At 43.0% G+C, this 16784-nt stretch carries 13 protein-coding genes; 4 read left to right on the top strand and 9 right to left on the bottom strand.

Features of this window, described 5'->3' with window-relative positions:
- Positions 1 to 298: 298 nt before the first annotated feature.
- Genes F6K49_RS18855 through F6K49_RS18870 form a run of 4 tightly spaced genes read right to left on the bottom strand, consistent with a single transcriptional unit; the run spans position 299 to position 6932 of the window.
- Positions 299 to 4444, bottom strand: a complete 4146-nt coding sequence (locus tag F6K49_RS18855; RefSeq protein ID WP_366514202.1) for a CHAT domain-containing protein — start codon at positions 4442 to 4444, stop codon at positions 299 to 301.
- A 3-nt stretch (positions 4445 to 4447) separates the two neighbouring features.
- Positions 4448 to 4996, bottom strand: coding sequence for a hypothetical protein (locus F6K49_RS18860; RefSeq protein WP_293099062.1), 549 nt, complete (start codon positions 4994 to 4996; stop codon positions 4448 to 4450).
- A 10-nt stretch (positions 4997 to 5006) separates the two neighbouring features.
- A complete protein-coding gene (locus F6K49_RS18865; RefSeq protein WP_293099065.1) occupies positions 5007 to 5909 on the bottom strand; it encodes a DUF1822 family protein in 903 nt (300 codons plus the stop codon).
- Between the two features lie 27 nt (positions 5910 to 5936).
- Positions 5937 to 6932 (bottom strand): hypothetical protein, encoded by a 996-nt coding sequence (locus tag F6K49_RS18870; protein ID WP_293099068.1) that lies wholly within the window; start codon positions 6930 to 6932, stop codon positions 5937 to 5939.
- Positions 6933 to 7742: 810 nt separating this feature from the next.
- On the opposite strand from F6K49_RS18870, the gene F6K49_RS18875 reads away from it, so the two are divergent.
- From F6K49_RS18875 to F6K49_RS18885, 3 genes are all read left to right on the top strand, one after another.
- Entirely contained in the window at positions 7743 to 8207 is a 465-nt protein-coding gene (locus tag F6K49_RS18875; protein ID WP_293099071.1) for a hypothetical protein, read from the top strand.
- A gap of 340 nt (positions 8208 to 8547) precedes the next feature.
- Positions 8548 to 9345: a transporter substrate-binding domain-containing protein gene (locus F6K49_RS18880; RefSeq protein ID WP_293099074.1), complete on the top strand. Its 798-nt coding sequence runs from the start codon at positions 8548 to 8550 to the stop codon at positions 9343 to 9345.
- A 186-nt stretch (positions 9346 to 9531) separates the two neighbouring features.
- Positions 9532 to 10818 (top strand): BREX system ATP-binding domain-containing protein, encoded by a 1287-nt coding sequence (locus tag F6K49_RS18885; RefSeq protein ID WP_293099077.1) that lies wholly within the window; start codon positions 9532 to 9534, stop codon positions 10816 to 10818.
- Positions 10819 to 10933: 115 nt separating this feature from the next.
- On the opposite strand, the gene F6K49_RS18890 is transcribed toward F6K49_RS18885, so the two are convergent.
- The 5 genes from F6K49_RS18890 to F6K49_RS18910 form a co-directional block, all read right to left on the bottom strand.
- Positions 10934 to 11443, bottom strand: coding sequence for a PAM68 family protein (locus tag F6K49_RS18890; RefSeq protein WP_293099080.1), 510 nt, complete (start codon positions 11441 to 11443; stop codon positions 10934 to 10936).
- Between the two features lie 35 nt (positions 11444 to 11478).
- Positions 11479 to 11748, bottom strand: coding sequence for a 30S ribosomal protein S15 (gene rpsO, locus F6K49_RS18895; RefSeq protein ID WP_070395791.1), 270 nt, complete (start codon positions 11746 to 11748; stop codon positions 11479 to 11481).
- 60 nt (positions 11749 to 11808) lie between these two features.
- Complete coding sequence (ruvX, locus tag F6K49_RS18900; protein ID WP_293099083.1) at positions 11809 to 12264, bottom strand: Holliday junction resolvase RuvX; 456 nt, start codon at positions 12262 to 12264, stop codon at positions 11809 to 11811.
- 112 nt (positions 12265 to 12376) lie between these two features.
- Entirely contained in the window at positions 12377 to 13615 is a 1239-nt protein-coding gene (locus F6K49_RS18905; RefSeq protein WP_293041787.1) for a GNAT family N-acetyltransferase, read from the bottom strand.
- A 411-nt stretch (positions 13616 to 14026) separates the two neighbouring features.
- Positions 14027 to 14329, bottom strand: a complete 303-nt coding sequence (locus tag F6K49_RS18910) for a hypothetical protein (RefSeq protein ID WP_008188499.1) — start codon at positions 14327 to 14329, stop codon at positions 14027 to 14029.
- Positions 14330 to 15181: 852 nt separating this feature from the next.
- Here F6K49_RS18910 and F6K49_RS18915 point away from each other — a divergent pair.
- A partial coding sequence (locus F6K49_RS18915) for a DNA polymerase III subunit gamma/tau (RefSeq protein WP_293099086.1) occupies positions 15182 to 16784 on the top strand: 1603 nt, incomplete at its 3' end.

The raw sequence follows: 16784 nt of genomic DNA on the forward strand, positions 1-16784 counted from the left end.
GTCTAATGACCGGGGATGAAAAACGAGCCGACTAAGAGCCGATTAATTGGTTGTACATGTAAACAAAGATAATTCTAAGGCTGAAACCCAAGATTTCCCTTAGAGTGTGTCATACAACTAGATTCTTAACAGCTTAGGGACTTTAGCCCCAGTCTGGGAATGTGGGTGGTAGATGGTCGAGTTACTCCCTTTTACTCCCTTTGCTGTTGACAGAGTGCTTTATTATTCTATAGAACAATTTCTGGCTCTATATATGCCTTTTTGACTTATATTAATATTTCCGATCAACCCGATTGCTTTAATTTTGAGTAGCCATCTTATGACAAAGGGAGCGATCGCTCTTTTCTACCTCGTGGTTAGTTCTCAAATAATCACCGGCCCACTCACAACCAAGCTTCAGTAGAGTATCTAGATCTGAACTAAATGTTTGATTTTTAAGGTTCCAGAGTTTCACTGCCCCATCAACACTAGCCGAAGCAAGAATCCTACCATCTGGACTAAAACTTACAGACATCACCCGATCTCGGTGTCCTTCCAGGGTAGTGAGCAACTGACCATCCCGACTCCAGAGTTTGATAGTAGCATCAGCGCTACCGGTGGCTATCACTTGACCATTGGGATGGAAGGTGACGTCGGAAACCCTAGCTGTATGACCCTCTAGAGTTTTTAACAGAGTGCCGTCTTTTTTCCAGAGTTTGATAGTAGCATCAGCGCTACCGGTGGCTATCATTTCACCATCTGGGCTGAAGCTGACGTTCCATATCCAATCACTATGTCCTTCCAGGGTATGGAGTAACTTGCCCTCCCGACTCCAAAGGTTTACAGTTTTGTCTTTGCTGGAGGAGGCAATCATTTCGCCATCTGGACTAAAACTTACCCCATACAGAGGTTCCAGATGACCCTCAAGGGTATGGAGTAACTTGCCGTTACGACTCCAAAGTTTGACAGTGCGATCGCCACTTGCGGTAGCCAGTATCTGGCCATCTGGACTGAAGCTTAGATCTCTGATGTAGTGCTTATGCCCTTCAAGGGTGTTGAGTAAAGTGCCATCTAGGCTCCAAAGTTGGACAACTCTGGCTTTACTAGAGCTAACCGTGGCAAGTATTTTACCGTCTGGACTAAAACTGACACCGTTTACTCCATCACCATGTTTAAGAGTCTTGAACAAGGTACCATCCAGCTTCCAGAGCTTGACAGTTCCATCCCAACTAGCCGAAGCAAGGGTTTGACCATCTGGACTAAAATTAACGTCCATAGCCCGATTACTATGACCTTCAAGGCTTTGGGGAAACATACCAACTAGGCTCCAGAGTCGGACTGTATAGTCCCAGCTCCCTGTAGCGATTATCTCACCATCTGGACTAAAGCTCACGCCTTTGACCCTGGCAGTGTGTCCGTTGAAAGTTTTCAGTAAAGCTCCATCTATGGTCCAAAGTTTGACATTTTCATCGTCACCATCGCTGACCGTAACTATAGTCTGACTATTGGGGCTAAAACTTACACCATTGACATGTCCGTTATGTCCTTCAAGGGTTTTGACAAAAGTGCCATCCCGCTGCCAAATGATAGCGGTATTGTCATCACTCCCTGATGCAATCAGCTTGCCATCAGGACTAAAACTGACATCTCGAACTCTGTCTCCGTGCTGGTAAAAGGTTTGGATTACAGTTCCCTCCAGACTCAACAGTTTAACAGTTCTGTCTTCATTGGCGGTGGCTAGTATCTTACCATCTGGACTGAAGCTCACACCCCAGACTTGATTCTCTTCGAGACGATCGCTTTTCACTGGGATATCTCGTAGCAAGACACCATCTTGGCTCCAGAGTTTGACGGTACCATCTCTGCTAGCTGTGGCCAGGGTTTGACCATCGGGACTAAAACTGACATCAAGAACCCAATTGTTATGCCCTTCCAGGGTTTTGAGCAGTTTTCCTTTCACTTTCACACAGCGCTCATCTTCAAAAGCAGCACATTCAATCTGCCAAAGCTTTACTGTTTTGTCAGAACTAGCTGTAGCAATCAGCTTACCGTCAGGACTAAAACTAATACTATTGACCCAATGGCGATGTTCTTCGAGAGTTGCTACGAGTTGACCGTCTGGATGCCAAAGCTTTACTGTTTTGTCAGCACTGGCTGTGGCAATAAGCTTACCATCTGGACTAAAACTGACAGCTTCTACTTTGTCACTATGCCCACTGAAACGATTTTGCTCTCTGACTCCATAAACTAATTGGGGTAAAGTACTCGCAACTTTTGTCTGGATATTCTTTTTGGCAAGACCCCACCCTTGCAATTTTGTAAGTTCTCTCGACGCTCGTATACCTTCGACAAGGGCATTAAGGCGCTGATTTAAGGCAAACTGGGATTCTGACAAGGCTATTTGAGCACCAATTTTTTGATTAGCCTCACTAATTGCTGACACCCCAGCCCAGATTGCTAGAACTGAAACAATCACAGAGAAGCTAGTAAGTCCAACAATAATGTGCTTTCTTCTACGATTGCGGGCTTTGATGCTGTGGTTGATGAACTCTTGCTCATCTGGGTTTATTTCCTGCGATCGCTTCTTTAACCAATCTTCAGCCTCCGCCAAAGGCAGACCTCGCAGCAGAAAATCTTCACCTTGGCTGTGAAGATCTGCACTTTTCGTTTTTTGTTCCCATTCCGCCATCGAGCGTCGCAGCTTCTCCTGCCAAATGCGGAAATCTTGATCTAATTCCACCCAAGTTTCTAGGGTAGACCATCCCTTAATCAGTGCTTCATGGACAATCTCAACGGTTTCTTCTAAAAATAGATTGCCCTTGCGATCGCAAGACTGGTGGCTACTGGTAATTACCAAGCGCTGATCAGCTAGTTTTCTAATCAAATCCCAGTTTTGCTCTCCTACCTCCTTACGGGTTGCTATGCGTCGAGTATAGTTAGTTGGATCTACCAGTTGGATAAAGATTTTCCGTACTCGTTCTTGATCTTGGCTATGGAGTTTCTGATAAACTTGGTCTGCATATTGAGCTAAAGCCCCTTGCACTCTTCCAATGTCTTGGTAGGCAGCATCAGTTAGCTGAGCATCCTTCATTTTGTCCCATAGCTGAGTAAGAGCAAACTGTAATAAAGGTAATTGCCCAGGCTGTGCGTTCACATCATCCAGAATACGTTGGGTTAGCCCTTCTTCAATCCTTACTCCCAGTTTTTCTGCTGGCTTAGTGATCGCCTCTTCTAGTTCCTGACGGTTCATCGGACCGAGCATCTGGTCAGCATCAGCGATGACATCAGCAAAGGAGCGATCAGACAGAGCATGTCCAAGAAAATCCGCTCGCAGGGTGAGTACAAACGTAAACTTTTGTGCGTAAGGTTTTAATGCCTTAACCACCTCCAGCAATTGCTCCAAAAAGCACTGGCACTCCTTTTCCTCACAGAGTGTGTATAATTCCTCAAACTGGTCTATTACCAACAGCAAAGGGGTATCAGGTTTTTCCAACACAATCGCTTCAAGTTTTTTCCTTAAAGCACCATCTTCCCGTTGCCAAGTAGCAGCTAGGTTAGCAATTTTTTGGTCTCTTGTTGTTGGATCAATCTGTAGCTGAGGTTCCAGATGGGAAATCAGTGCCGATGCCAAAGCCGAAAAAGGAGTGTACCCTGGACGGAAGGACAAAATCTGCCACTTACCGTTTTGTTTGAGCTTGGGGATAAGACCAGCATGGACTACTGAAGATTTGCCGCTACCAGAAGGTGCAATCACAGTAACCAAAGAATCTTGGTATACTGCCTCCACTAGCTTTTTTGTGAAAGCCTCTCGACCAAAGAAAAACTCGGCGTTATCCTCCCTGAAAGCCAACAAACCCCGATAAGGGCAAACATCTGTGGGGCGACGCCCCAAATCCTGCCACAGTGGAGGCACCTCTGCCGGATTCTGGACAATAACGGGCAACCAGCTGGCACAGGGATAGTCTTGTTCTAATGCTTCTAGCTTGTGCCTAGCTTTTCGCACAGCTGTGTATAAAGACTCGTTTTTGGTAAAGGTTTCCAGAAAATACTGGAGAAATTGAGGCGCTACCTTGTCTGGTATGGCCTCCCGCATCACAATAATTTGCGGCAGATATAAATCTTGTCCTGCCAACTGATTGGCGATACCCAAACCATCACAGCAGTTGAAAATAGCTAGCCGTAATCCTTTTCCAATTGCTTCGCCGAGGGCATCCTTTAAGTCTGAGATTGTTACCCTTAGATTTTGGTTAAGCTCTATTCTACCTTCCTGACCATCTTGCTGGCTTTCACCATGGCCTGAAAAGAAGACAATGTCCCATCCCTTTTCTGATTTCAGCTGACTCTTCAAAGTATCAAGATCCGGTTCTTCTAGGAGCTTAATTTCTTCATCCCCCACTAACTCTTCCAGGGCTTGCCGACTATATTTTTGATCAATATTACTCCCAAAGACAGCCAGAATTCTAATTTTTTATTTAGAGGTTGGTGAAAGAGGTGGCTTGGAAATGCGCTGAAATTCCGGAGCAGTTAAAGCAATTTCCACTGGAATGTGATTCACATTATCGGGGAGTAAATTACACAAATGCCATGGCAATTTGCGTAACTCAAAGTTTTTAGTTTCCAGCAGTATTTGAATGTTATCATCTGGGGATAAGTGTTTGGATAAAACGGTCTTGACAGGTAAAAAATCATGACCATCTGACCAACTAGTCAAGCTTGTTGACAACTGTTTAGCTTGTTGATGACAATTTTCAAATCCTTGCTCCATTTCACTAAAGTTGGTCAATTGTCCAGATTCTTTACGCCTGATGCGAAAAGCTAAGAATGCTGCTAAATTCCGATAGCGACCCTGCCATTCTTGATACTTGCTATAAATCTTGGTAGCTTGCAGTAGTTTACCTTGAACTCCTGCTAGTAGGGTGTAATAATAAAGACCCGTTTTACTTTCATAAATTTTGACATTAACAATCAAGTCTTTTTCGGCTGTTTCTTTAATTTCTAGTAAAACTTGCTTATTCATATCAGCCCTTTTAAATCACGAATTTTTCCTGATAAATAGTATTTCCGAGAGCGATTTTGATAGAGAACTCTTCTCCAGACTCACCCAAAAACTCATATTGGATAAATTTATCAGTCTCTTGAGCGGTAACTTCTTCAAAAACTTCCCCAAGTTCATCAAGGACTATTAGCTTGAGTTCATTCGGCAAATAGGTCTGCTCCTTATTGGGATAAACTTGAATTTTAATACTCAGTTCGGATTGTTCATCTTCCTTAATAGAAGCGAGTAAAATCACATCTTGACTCACCAAGTCAATTCCCAAATTGATTAGCTTTCCCCTTTTAATCTCAATTGGCATAAAACCATAGACTAGTTGGGGATTCAGCTCCTCAACCGTCAACCAACCGGCTTCAAAAGTTTCTTGCAGCCATTGGCTTAAGTTAACTATTTTTTTGCTAGTTATATACTCTGGAAATTCTGTAAGAGAGCGCAATTTACTAACAGGTAAATTTCCCTTATTCTCAGCTACTGAGGGAGCAAATCCCAGAATTGTTGCTTGTGTAAGGGATTCGTTGAGATGCACAACAAGATAGCAAATTCGGTCTTCCCAAACGTCTGCTGGAACATGGCAAAACTCTGCTTCCGACAACAGGGCACGACACTCTAACTTGCCATGGTTTTTGACCTCTAAATCTGCCACATCTGTAAAAGCTTGCATCACTGGATCGTAACTATCACTTTGATTTAAATTCGTTTCCCATCCCAAGCATCCCAGGTAAAAATTTACTGCATGTACTGCTAGAGTGTTATGATAAACTTGTTTAGCTTTCTGCAAAGTAAGTTGCCTTTTACAGAATTGTTTAGCTATTATATGGGCTTCCCCAGATAGCGGTACTGTAAACGTTAATGATTCAGTTAGGTTACTCATGTTCATAATTGACATCTGTTTAATTGCTTCAAGCTACTCTTCTATATATTGCTGTAGATAAGGCTTGAATTTACGCAATCTTCTGTTATAAAAACTTGACATAGTTTGGATCGAATCAATTTGAAATCTAATCGCTAGTTCTTCCCAGGATTTGTCTTCCCAAATTTTAGCCAGAGCTAACACTTTAAAGTTGACATCTGGTCGTCCTCTGATATGCTCTTTAGTGAACATGTGATCAGGATCTTCTTCAATTAATTGTCGCAGTTCCTGAGATTGAGATATTGTCTCATCATTTCGCCAAAACGTTTCTATAATATCTGGACTAGTTACAAAAGTTAACTGCTGACTATCCTCTGAATGATTGTTGCTGTGTTTGGGTAAGTGTGTAATCCCTTGCCTTATATATTTGTTGTAAACTTCAATCCATTTACTATTCAGCAGAAAGTTCACCCATGCCATCACATCCCGATTCGGATGGTAATTATCCATCTTTTTACAAATTTCCATCAGAGTCTTCTGGAGTGCCTCATTACGAACATAATTGTAAACATCAGGCGGGAGCGAGGCTCCGTAAGGATGACCGAATCGATTGGCCATGTGGATAGCTTCCATCAAAAGGCTTAAAGCTACCTTCCGTTCATTGCTTCCGACTACTGCTTGTTTAGCTTCCAGAGCTATACTATTGAGTAAAGGATCCCTCAGTATTTTTTTCAGAGCCTGATCACGTAAAGAATTTGCCCATTCCCTGATGCTTGTCCGTTGCCAATTGTCATGGTCAAGCTCCTGATGGACATCCTGCAAAAGTTGCTCTTCTAGAGCCTGAGAAATTTGTTGAACAATAGGTAAACTACGTACTGCCGGGCGACGGAGGTTGTGGGGAAGCTCCATGATAATAGCAACTATCTGATTAACAAGATGCTTCCATTCGTTATTCTGTTCCCTATTCTGTGGCGGATGCTTTTGAGCTTCGAGCACCAGCCGTTGAAGTTGAGAGTTAAAATCATCTCGTGGTGACATGTTGAGTGACATCCCAATATTTTTTTAGCCTTTTCAAGAGAATTTAGTAATTTGCTTTTGTCCTTATTGGTAGATTGACACCCTGAAGGGATTTGGTCGATCAACAATCGCCAGTACTCCCAGCTCATCATGGGGGAGTAATAAACTATCCCTACTTGTATTCAGGCACCAGGGCTGAAATTATACGCAAAACTCGGCAAATTTTATAAAACTTTACAATCAATTTCCTTTGACCGCATTTTTTGATCCGTTAGGGCTATAGGATTTTTATTTGAGATGTAAACATAAGACTTATGGAAAAAGGGAAGATGAACAGGGCACAGGTCAGAATAGGAAAGAAATATGAAGAGTTTTTGATGTTATGAACAAGCGATGCAGCGCGGTCTTGGGGGTTTCCCCCATGAGCGACTGCATCAAGACACAGCAAGATTGTTCATCACCTATTTGTAAATCCTATAGCCCTAGGGTGTAGTAGCTAGGCATAATTTCACGTTGTAAAGACCAATCGGTGTCCGTAACTCTCACCAGCATTTGCCTTTGAGCTTGTGATCTGGATCCAATGCTCTGTTCTATCTTGTTCTCTCTCGACTCATTACTCTTTTATTTATCAATCAGTTGAGGTACTTTGCTGATTTATTTTATAATATAAAAGTTATTAATGATAATTTATACAGTATCAAATGTTATTAATAAATGTACCTATCTAGATTAGTAAAAAAATAAATTTAAAAAAAATATTGAGACTTCGCGTAAAAAAGTATCCCTGCTTCCACAAGTAATGGTAAGAGCTTATGTCAACTTTTGAACAAGAAATTCATTCTCATGAAAAACCAAATTGTTCGTCAGTTTTCCGCTACCATTGCGGCAACAGTTATTGTATTTACGAGTGGTGTCCGCACAGCTTTTGGACAACAAACACGTGCTTCTAGTCGGTCTATGTATGAGGCTGGGCTGAATATGAGAGCTCGCTTAAAATCAGAAGGGTATGATCTAATTAGCCTGAAGGATGTCCCATATTATCACCGCTTTATGCGCGGTTACACAACGCAAACCGTTTATGTAGACATTCCAAAAACAGGTCGATATATCCTGTTAGTCGGGGGCGATAATGATACACAAGACTTAGATATTAAGCTCCATGGTATTGGATCTGATTTAAGTCGCGCTAATACAGGGTTTATCGTGTTTAATGTCTATAAACCAGGTCGCTTATACTATGATATCAAAATGCTTGGCTGCAAAGCTCCAAACTGCGGCATTTTTGCAGTTCTTCTAAGCACAAAATAATGGTATATCCTTGCATTTGCGCATCTATATAGCGGTTGAAATTAGGTGAGGTATATGTTTTTAGGGGGCTTCAGATCAGGGAGTTGAGGCCATAGGCCAAGCTACGCGAACGGAGCAGTGAAGCCAAAAGAGGTAAGAGGTAATAAGGAAAAAAGCCTATGTACCTCATTAAAATAAAAACCGCTATATAACCTTTTCCAGCAAAAATTGACATAGGATTGATTACCTCAAAAAAAATTCCTGAAACTTCGCGTAAAACACACAGTTTCTTACACAAATAAAGGTAAGGGTAGCTGAACCACTCAGCTTTTATCAGAAGTCTCACCAAGGAATTTAATCAATGATCAGAGCTGCGCGTTTGACTAAGTGTTTCTTGCTTTTTGTAGTATCCACTGCTATCATCACCCCTATGGCTTTAGGTTTGGGTGACCTGTTGAATCCTCCTGGAATATTAGAAAAAATTGAGAAGCAGGATAAATTCACGATCAAGTTTGGGTTAAGAGGTGATTCTTCTCCGATTAGTCATAGAAAATGGGATAAATATGAAGGGTATTGTCCTGATTTTGCAGAATTAATACGGTCTCAAATTAAAGAAAATTTACCTAATAAAACAATTAATATTGAATTCCATGAAACCAGCCTGAAAACTCGCTTCCGGAAAGTTGCTAAAAATACTATCCATCTTGAATGTGGACCTAATACTATAGGAAATAACCATAAAGGAACTCAGTTTTCTATTCCTTTTATGAGCACATCAGTGAGTATAATGACTCAAAAAGGAAGAAGGTTTGACTCAAATAATGAAACAATTGGAGTTCTTAAATCTTCCAGTACTAAAAATTCTATCAAACAACACTTCACTGGTTTAAAAACAAATCAAATCCAAGAGTATGGTAGTAGGGCAGAAGCCATAAATGCTCTTAATCACCAAGAAATAGATGCATTTGTAAGTGACCAAATTATTCTAGTTGGGGCACTCAAAATTCTGGGATTTGATCCAGAAAATTATGAATTCCAAGAACTCAACCCTGGAAATGAAAAATATGGAATGATTATTTCATCAAAAGAAACAGAATGGTTGGTTTTTATCAATCAACTTATCAAAATCAAAGATCTAGAAGATCAATCTCAGCTTTAACCACGGAATAATCAGGTAGATTAATTATCCACTATTGGAAAATTAATGAATTGTTTACAGCAAGTTTCGCCACCCTAGCCCCCCAACTTTGGCAGAGGGGGATTTAGGGAGCTTGCAGCTCTCGGTCGTGAGGTCAATTTATCTAAAAACGGCTGTAAAACAGAGTATATAACTATGAATACAATTATGAATACAATAATACATGATGGGTTACAAGAAGAAGCCAAGCAAATTCTCAGTATGCTTGAGAATATCAATACACCCTTAGGAGGACTAGATTATTTTACAGTTGGTGATCACTTCCGCTCAAGTATTCTGAAACTGAAAAAGGAAATCCTAAAAACCAGCTCCCAACCAAAACCCCTAGAAAAATTGGTCATAGGAGATTATGGAGCTGGAAAAACCCACTTCATTTCCTATCTACATTGGTTACTTCTGCGTGATGCTCCTCCTGGATCCATCGTCAGCCGTGTTGATTTAAGCCGAATCTTGGACAAGCATGAATTTGAATTCCGAGTTATTCAGGGCATGAAATTAGTAGACCAGAGTAATGGTCATCGTGAAATTGTTAACCATTATCCAGAAGTGCTCAGGTCTGCTTATGAGTCAGTACGGGATCGATTCATGACTCAAGACGGAAAGTCCCGAGAGGAGATCGAAAAATTCTATGCCAACCTGATTCTATTACTTTTGGGAGCAGTTGGCTCTCCAGTTTCTTTAAAAGATTTATTGGAAGTTTTCCGAGACAGACCGTTTTTTAAACAACTTCTACGGGAATTTTCCGGTCAAACTCAGCAAGCCTTGTATGAGAGAGCTATCCAGGAATCTAGTCAAGAAGATACCAAATTTGTCCAGAACTATCTCAAGATTATCAAGAAGCCTGAGGTTGCAGTTACCGACTTTGAGCCCTCAGCCAAACAACTTTCTAAGGAGGGTAAACTCACAGATGTTATCTTCAGAATTCTCAAATATAGTGGTATTAATTTAGTTGTTGTACTGGTTGATGAATTAGAAAGTTTGGTTAGAAAACTGGGACGAGACCAGGCTATGACCTGTTTAGAAACAATCCGTAATTTTCACTCTTCTTTGAATCGAATTGGTGCCGAAAATGGATATCCCTCCATGGCCTTTGTTGTTACCTGTACTCCTAACTTCTTCGATGAGCTTCAAACTCTTAACACTCCACTTTATCAAAGATGGCTAAATCGAACAGGTAACAAGCATATTGTGCTTCAATCCTTTTCTTTTGCCGACATCGACAACCTAATTTTCAAGCTACGAGAATTGTTTTATCTAGCAGGATATCACCTACGCCCGGCTCAGTGTGCATCCAGTGGCTTCAAACATGAAGTGATTGAATTGCGTCAACAGTGGCTGGATTATCAACAAAACCAAAGTAAGCCTCAAACCACCAGAGATTTGATGATATTTTTGATTGATAAAATTCGCAAAACTTGGATCGAGCCACTTTGAAGTGCCTGAGGGGGTGACAACAAGACGGCTTGTCACCCCAGCACCCACTAACGCTGCTAACTTTCTAAGGCTGTTCACCTTATCCCCAAACTGATACCATAGGATCCTCAAAGGATTAACTCTTTGTCTTAGCAGCACGCCATGCTGATGTCAATCTGCCTAGGTTAGTGGTGAACTCTTGCCAACCAAAAAAGGTTCCTGGTATATCTTCCTCCCACGAAGCAGAAAGAACACCATAGCTCAACCCCAACACACCTAGACCAAAGCATCCCATACTCACCATAATCACTGCCACATGGGGTAACTCTACCCCAACCTGTGTGATCAATAAATAGCTCACCACAAATGTAGCTATCCCTAAGAAACTAGGAATACCACACATTAGACCCATCCGACGCACCATCCGTTTACTGACCACATCGGGGATTGCCATTGAGTCCTTTGAGGCTGCCCTTGGCAAATCTTGCTTCTTATCTTGTTTCTTATCTTGCTTGACAGTAGTTTGACTGGGTTTTTCCTTTGGAGTAGTTTGGGGATTTGTTGATGAATTTTGGGCTTTAGGGTTCTTTTTGCGCTTTTGACGTGGTTCAAAAGGCAATCGCTCCCGTGACGGTTCAGTAGACATACACTCTTTTCAACTAGGGTCCGTTCAACTAGGGTCTAACCCCGAATACCTAAGCGCTCAATCAAGTTTTTATACCGTTGTTGATCGTCTTGACGAATATAGCTAAGTAAGCGCTTGCGGCGACCGATCATCTTTAATAATCCCCGTCTAGACGAGTAATCTTTTTTGTGGCTTTGTAGATGGAGACTTAATGTATTGATACGCTCAGTCAGGATAGCCACTTGCACCTCTGCCGAACCAGTGTCAGTTTCATGAACCTGGTAGCCATTAATAATTTCAGTTTTACGTTCTTGAGTTAGACTCATCGATAAAGTTTAATTAGTATAAGTCAACAGTTTTCTATTCTATCACCATCAAGAAGTGATTCAATTCCCCGAGGCTGGGGGATTTTGATTATTAGCTGAGCGCCGCCTATCTAACCACTGTTGTAGGATAATAGCAGCAGCGTGACGGTCAATCAGTCCTTTATTGTGGGTAAGCGATCGCTTACTCGCCTTGAGTCGCGATTCAGCCTCCCAAGAGGTAAGCCGTTCATCGATATACTCTACCGGCAGCTGGAGTGCTGCTGCTAATCGCCTAGCCAATTTTTGCACCTTTCGTGCCTGGAAACCCAGGGTTCCATCCATCGAATAAGGTAAACCTACCACCAGTACCTGCACTTCTCTGGTTTCAACTAAATCTCGCAGTTGGTCAACATCCCGTTGAAAGGAGGTACGTTCAATGGTAGTTAAACCAGTAGCAATCAAACCCGTCCCATCACAACCCGCCACACCAATACGTTTGCTTCCCAAATCCAATCCCAGTGCTGAAATTCTTTCCATAACTTAAGCTCCTATGCTATCCATTTTTAGTCAAAGAGCGAATTTGGGGAATGGCACATTAGGTATGGGGCATCTGTAAATTAGCTTTTATAACCCAAGTGGGGATAACTAACTACTTCTGCGGTGAAGATTTAACTGACACCCTCTCCTCTTGAGAGACTACACTGGAGGACTGGGAAACCCCAATGGAGACCTTTTTTACCTTAGCACGGTGTTTCTTCGATGGGGATTGTGACCAGGATATGCGGCTGGGGATTGGAGTTCGAGCTGGCTGTAGCCCCTGAAGCACATCAGATAACTCAAAAGTAACAGACTTGGTTTCCCGCAACTTATGCCAGACGGAACGGGACATCAGCAGAGTATGCTCAATCCGTTCTGCTCCCAGCTGAGCTAGATACTCTTCCTGCTCAGCTTGATAGTCAGCCGTTGCCAGATTTAGGGATTGGGAAGGCAGTTTTTGAGCAATCCTTGCTATCTGAGACAGTAACTCTGGATATAGGTAATTGTAGGCTGGATGAACTGTTAACTCAGCTGAGTTGGTACGGTTACCATCACGGCACAGTCGCAGCCGAAAATAGCCAACGGCGACTTTACGCTGTGGTTCAAATACATAGGCACTGATTACTTCAGTATGATTTAGCCACTGCCACAGTGAATCAATGATTTTCCGTGACATACTGGTTTGAAAATCCTGAATATGGCGGTCAAAAACCTTACGCACTATTGGTGGCATTGATGCCGTATCCAGCTGATAGAGCAACTGAGCATCTGCGTTACTGACAGGCAACAGGTTCGGCAAATCTGGTTCACGAACCGCCAATTTTTCCAGCAGTTTTGGCTCAATCGCCCAATAGGTCATCTGAGCTAGGGGCTGGAATCCGTTTTGCCGATACAGAGCCAGTGAACTTTTATGATTGATATTGACTTCCAATAACCAAGTTCGCGCTTGCCAAATTTTTTCAAAGCAATAGCGCAACAGAGCCGAGCCAATGTCTCTAGTTGCCAGGGTGTTACTTACTAGAGGAGTGTTGGCATCAACTAACACCTGCTCCACCCGCCAAGTACTACGGGTGTGATTAAATGGGGAAATTTTGATCAGTCCGCGCAGCTGTTGGAGTTGCTCAGCCACATAGATACAAAAACTGTACTGGTAGGGGTTGGGAAACCAACTCAAAAACTTCAGCAACCAATACCAGCGTCTAACTTGCTTAAGTGGCTGTTGGTCAACTGATGGGCAGATCTTACTCTGCTCATCAGTTGCCTGTTGCAGTAGCTTCTCAATTGCTGCCAAATCATGGTATTGAAATGGGCGGATCAAATTCTTCGGGTTTTCCGAGACAGGTGAAGTCATTTTGGGTACGGATGCCATGAAGCTGCTCGCTCTGTTTGACCCATGTTCTTGCGCTGTAACCTACATTGGCAAGACTAGGGTTACTGCCAATATATTAGCTATTTTCCCATCATCCCAGTTGTGACAAGACATATGAGTAATATCAAGTTGTTTTTATGGGGTTTAATGCACCAGTGGTACTGTTGAGTGTTGAGTATTAATCCTTAACAGTCAGTCAAGGGTAAACACTCAACATAGGTAAGTTATAGCGCGTGTCGCGTATCAGCTATCAGCCAACAGCCTCTGGCCAACCTACTTGAGGTGCGAACAGCTTTTGAATCAAATAACTTGACCGCTGACCGCTGACTGCTTACCAACATAGTCTCAACGTAGTATAGGCACGCCCTTATCTAGCGCTTAGTCTTTTAAGGTTTAGTCTTCATCCATTATATTCCCTTTGTCTACCCGTTCTAACTGCCACAGAATTTGATTACCTTCACGCCTGACCCTGGACACAACCCAGTTGCGCCAAGACCAGTGGTTCCCCCGACTGGTGACAGCGCTGGCGTTGACATCCATTAAATCCGCCAGTTCAGAACTACTAATCAGGTAGCCTTGGCTGGCAATTTCATCTGCGATGTGTAGAGTTTCTACCAGATTACGCAGTTGAGCAACTCTCACCTCGCGGGGTAATTCGTCAGTAGTACTAACAGAAGAAGAAATAGCTGATTCCATAATTAAAACAGAAGATGATATATATCGATGAGGTGGAAATGCTCGATTATATAGTTTACGTAAGCTAACCGATCAGTAGTATGGGAATCTGATATCCCTGTTACTATCTTTGGTGAAAGATTACCACCGAAGATAAAGGTTTAACAAAACCCTCTCTCCAGCAATCCCTCATAAGACCCCGATCTGTCTTGCCTAAAATTAAAACACTATTAGCTAAACCGTGAGAAGCCCCGCACAATACCTGATAGGGTAAGTGTCGTATGGGAAGCGCGGGGCAAGGGTCGGAACGTCGAAATGCCAATGCGATATACTACCGATAGTAGGGAAAAACAAATTAAGAGCTAACCGCCACCTACGTGCCTGTACCTTTACAACCTGGAATATGGGGTGACCTTCAGAAAAAACTTGATAGTTTGAGTTATCTGTGGATGGGTAAAATTCCAGCAGTACTTTGGTTAATGAACTTTTTTTGTATTGTTCCGGCGGGTCGGGGCATCCCGGAGGCGAAACCTTAGAAGAGGGCAGCCTTAATCATAAAGTTTTAACCCTTTACCCATAGCCGACTAACCATAAAGGCCAGAGACGCGCGCCTTAGACAGGGTCGCCTTATAACAATAGCCTTAACCCTTTTACCCATAGCCTGCCGACCATAAAGGCGACCCTGTCTTACGGTAACTTCAAACCCTCTTCTTGCGGTAACTTCTGACCGTGTCGTTAATAAAGTAACCCGTGTAACCTAAGCAGTAGCTGGTGTTGGTAAGAAGCCCGCACTGTCCAGTGCTTGGCAGCGTCGGGAGTATGTCACTAAAACACTACTAGACCAATCCGGTAAGCCCCCCACAGCAGAAAGTCGTGAGCTACGAACCCCTACATCACAAATATCGTCCCCAGAGATTTGCGGATTTAGTGGGGCAAGATGCGATCGCAAAAACCCTAACCAATGCCATCGAGAGTGAGCGCATTGCCCCTGCCTATTTGTTTACTGGCCCTAGAGGTACGGGAAAAACCTCTTCGGCACGGATTTTAGCTAAGTCTCTCAACTGTCTCAAGAGTCCTTTGCCAACTCCATTTCCTTGTGGTGAATGTCACGTCTGCCGTGAGATCGCTGGTGGTTTATCCTTGGATGTGACTGAGATGGACGCAGCTAGTCATACCGGCGTAGATAAGATCAGGGAAATCATTGAACGGGCTCAATTTGCCCCAGTCCAGTGCCGCTACAAAGTGTATGTGATCGATGAATGCCATATGCTTAGTACCGCAGCCTTCAACTCCCTTCTCAAAACCCTGGAAGAACCGCCGGAGCGGGTAGTCTTCATCTTGGCTACCACAGACCCTCAACGGGTATTACCCACCATTATTTCCCGCTGCCAACGTTTTGATTTTCGCCGCATTCCCCTAGAGGCAATGGTGTCTCATCTGAAGGCTATTGCAGTTAACGAAAATATCGCTATTACACCAGATGCCTTAACCCTAGTGGCACAAGTGGCTCAAGGGGGGCTCCGGGATGCAGAAAGTTTGCTAGATCAACTGAGTTTGTTAGATGAACAGGTCACGGTAGAGCAGGTTTGGGATTTAGTGGGGGCAGTACCTGAACAAGACTTGCTGGCATTGCTAAACGCGATCGCATCTTCTGAAGCAGTAGCAGTACTAGAACAATGTGGCTATCTGATCGATAGAGGTCGAGAGCCCCTAGTTATCCTACAAAATCTCGCTAGCTTCTACCGAGATTTGTTGATTGCTAAAACTGCTCCTGCTCGTAATAATTTATCAGCCATCACCCTTCCAACCTGGCAGAAGCTGTGTGAGTTAGCTAAACAGCTTGATGTGGAGAGTATTTTACGTGGTCAACAGCATCTAAAAGACAGTGAAGTTCAGATCAAAAACACTACCCAGCCCCGTCTCTGGTTAGAAGTAACCCTAATGGGTTTATTGCCAGCGGCTCTTGCCTCTCAATCCGTAGAAACCTCACAGTTATTCCCTAAAAATCCATCAGTCAAACCCTCAGCACCTTCGGTTAAACCTAGGCACCAGCCTAACCTAGCACCAGTTGGGAGACATCAGCTCAGAAAAGAGCGGTACAATCAACCAACCTCTTCCCCAGATCAGACTACTCCTAAACCAGAGCATCCAAGTAAACCAGCTCAGAAGCCAAAGACTCAGGAAACTGAGGAGCCTAAGCCTTCAGAAAGGTTAGGGTCTCAACCACACCCGGACACCTCTACTAATGGCATACCCAAAACCCCTGATTTAGTGACAACCTCAACACCGAATCAGGAAGTTTACCATAGCGCTAGTGTTAATCGAGACAGCGACCTTAGCAACCAGCCATACGAAATCGAGCAGGTTTGGCAACAGGTCATTCATAATATTGAACTGGATGGCTCTAGAGAAATACTGCGTAGCAACGGCTGTTTATTAGCTTTCAATGGCCGAGAGGCATCTATTGGCATCAAAA

This window comes from Moorena sp. SIO3I6, from assembly GCF_010672095.1.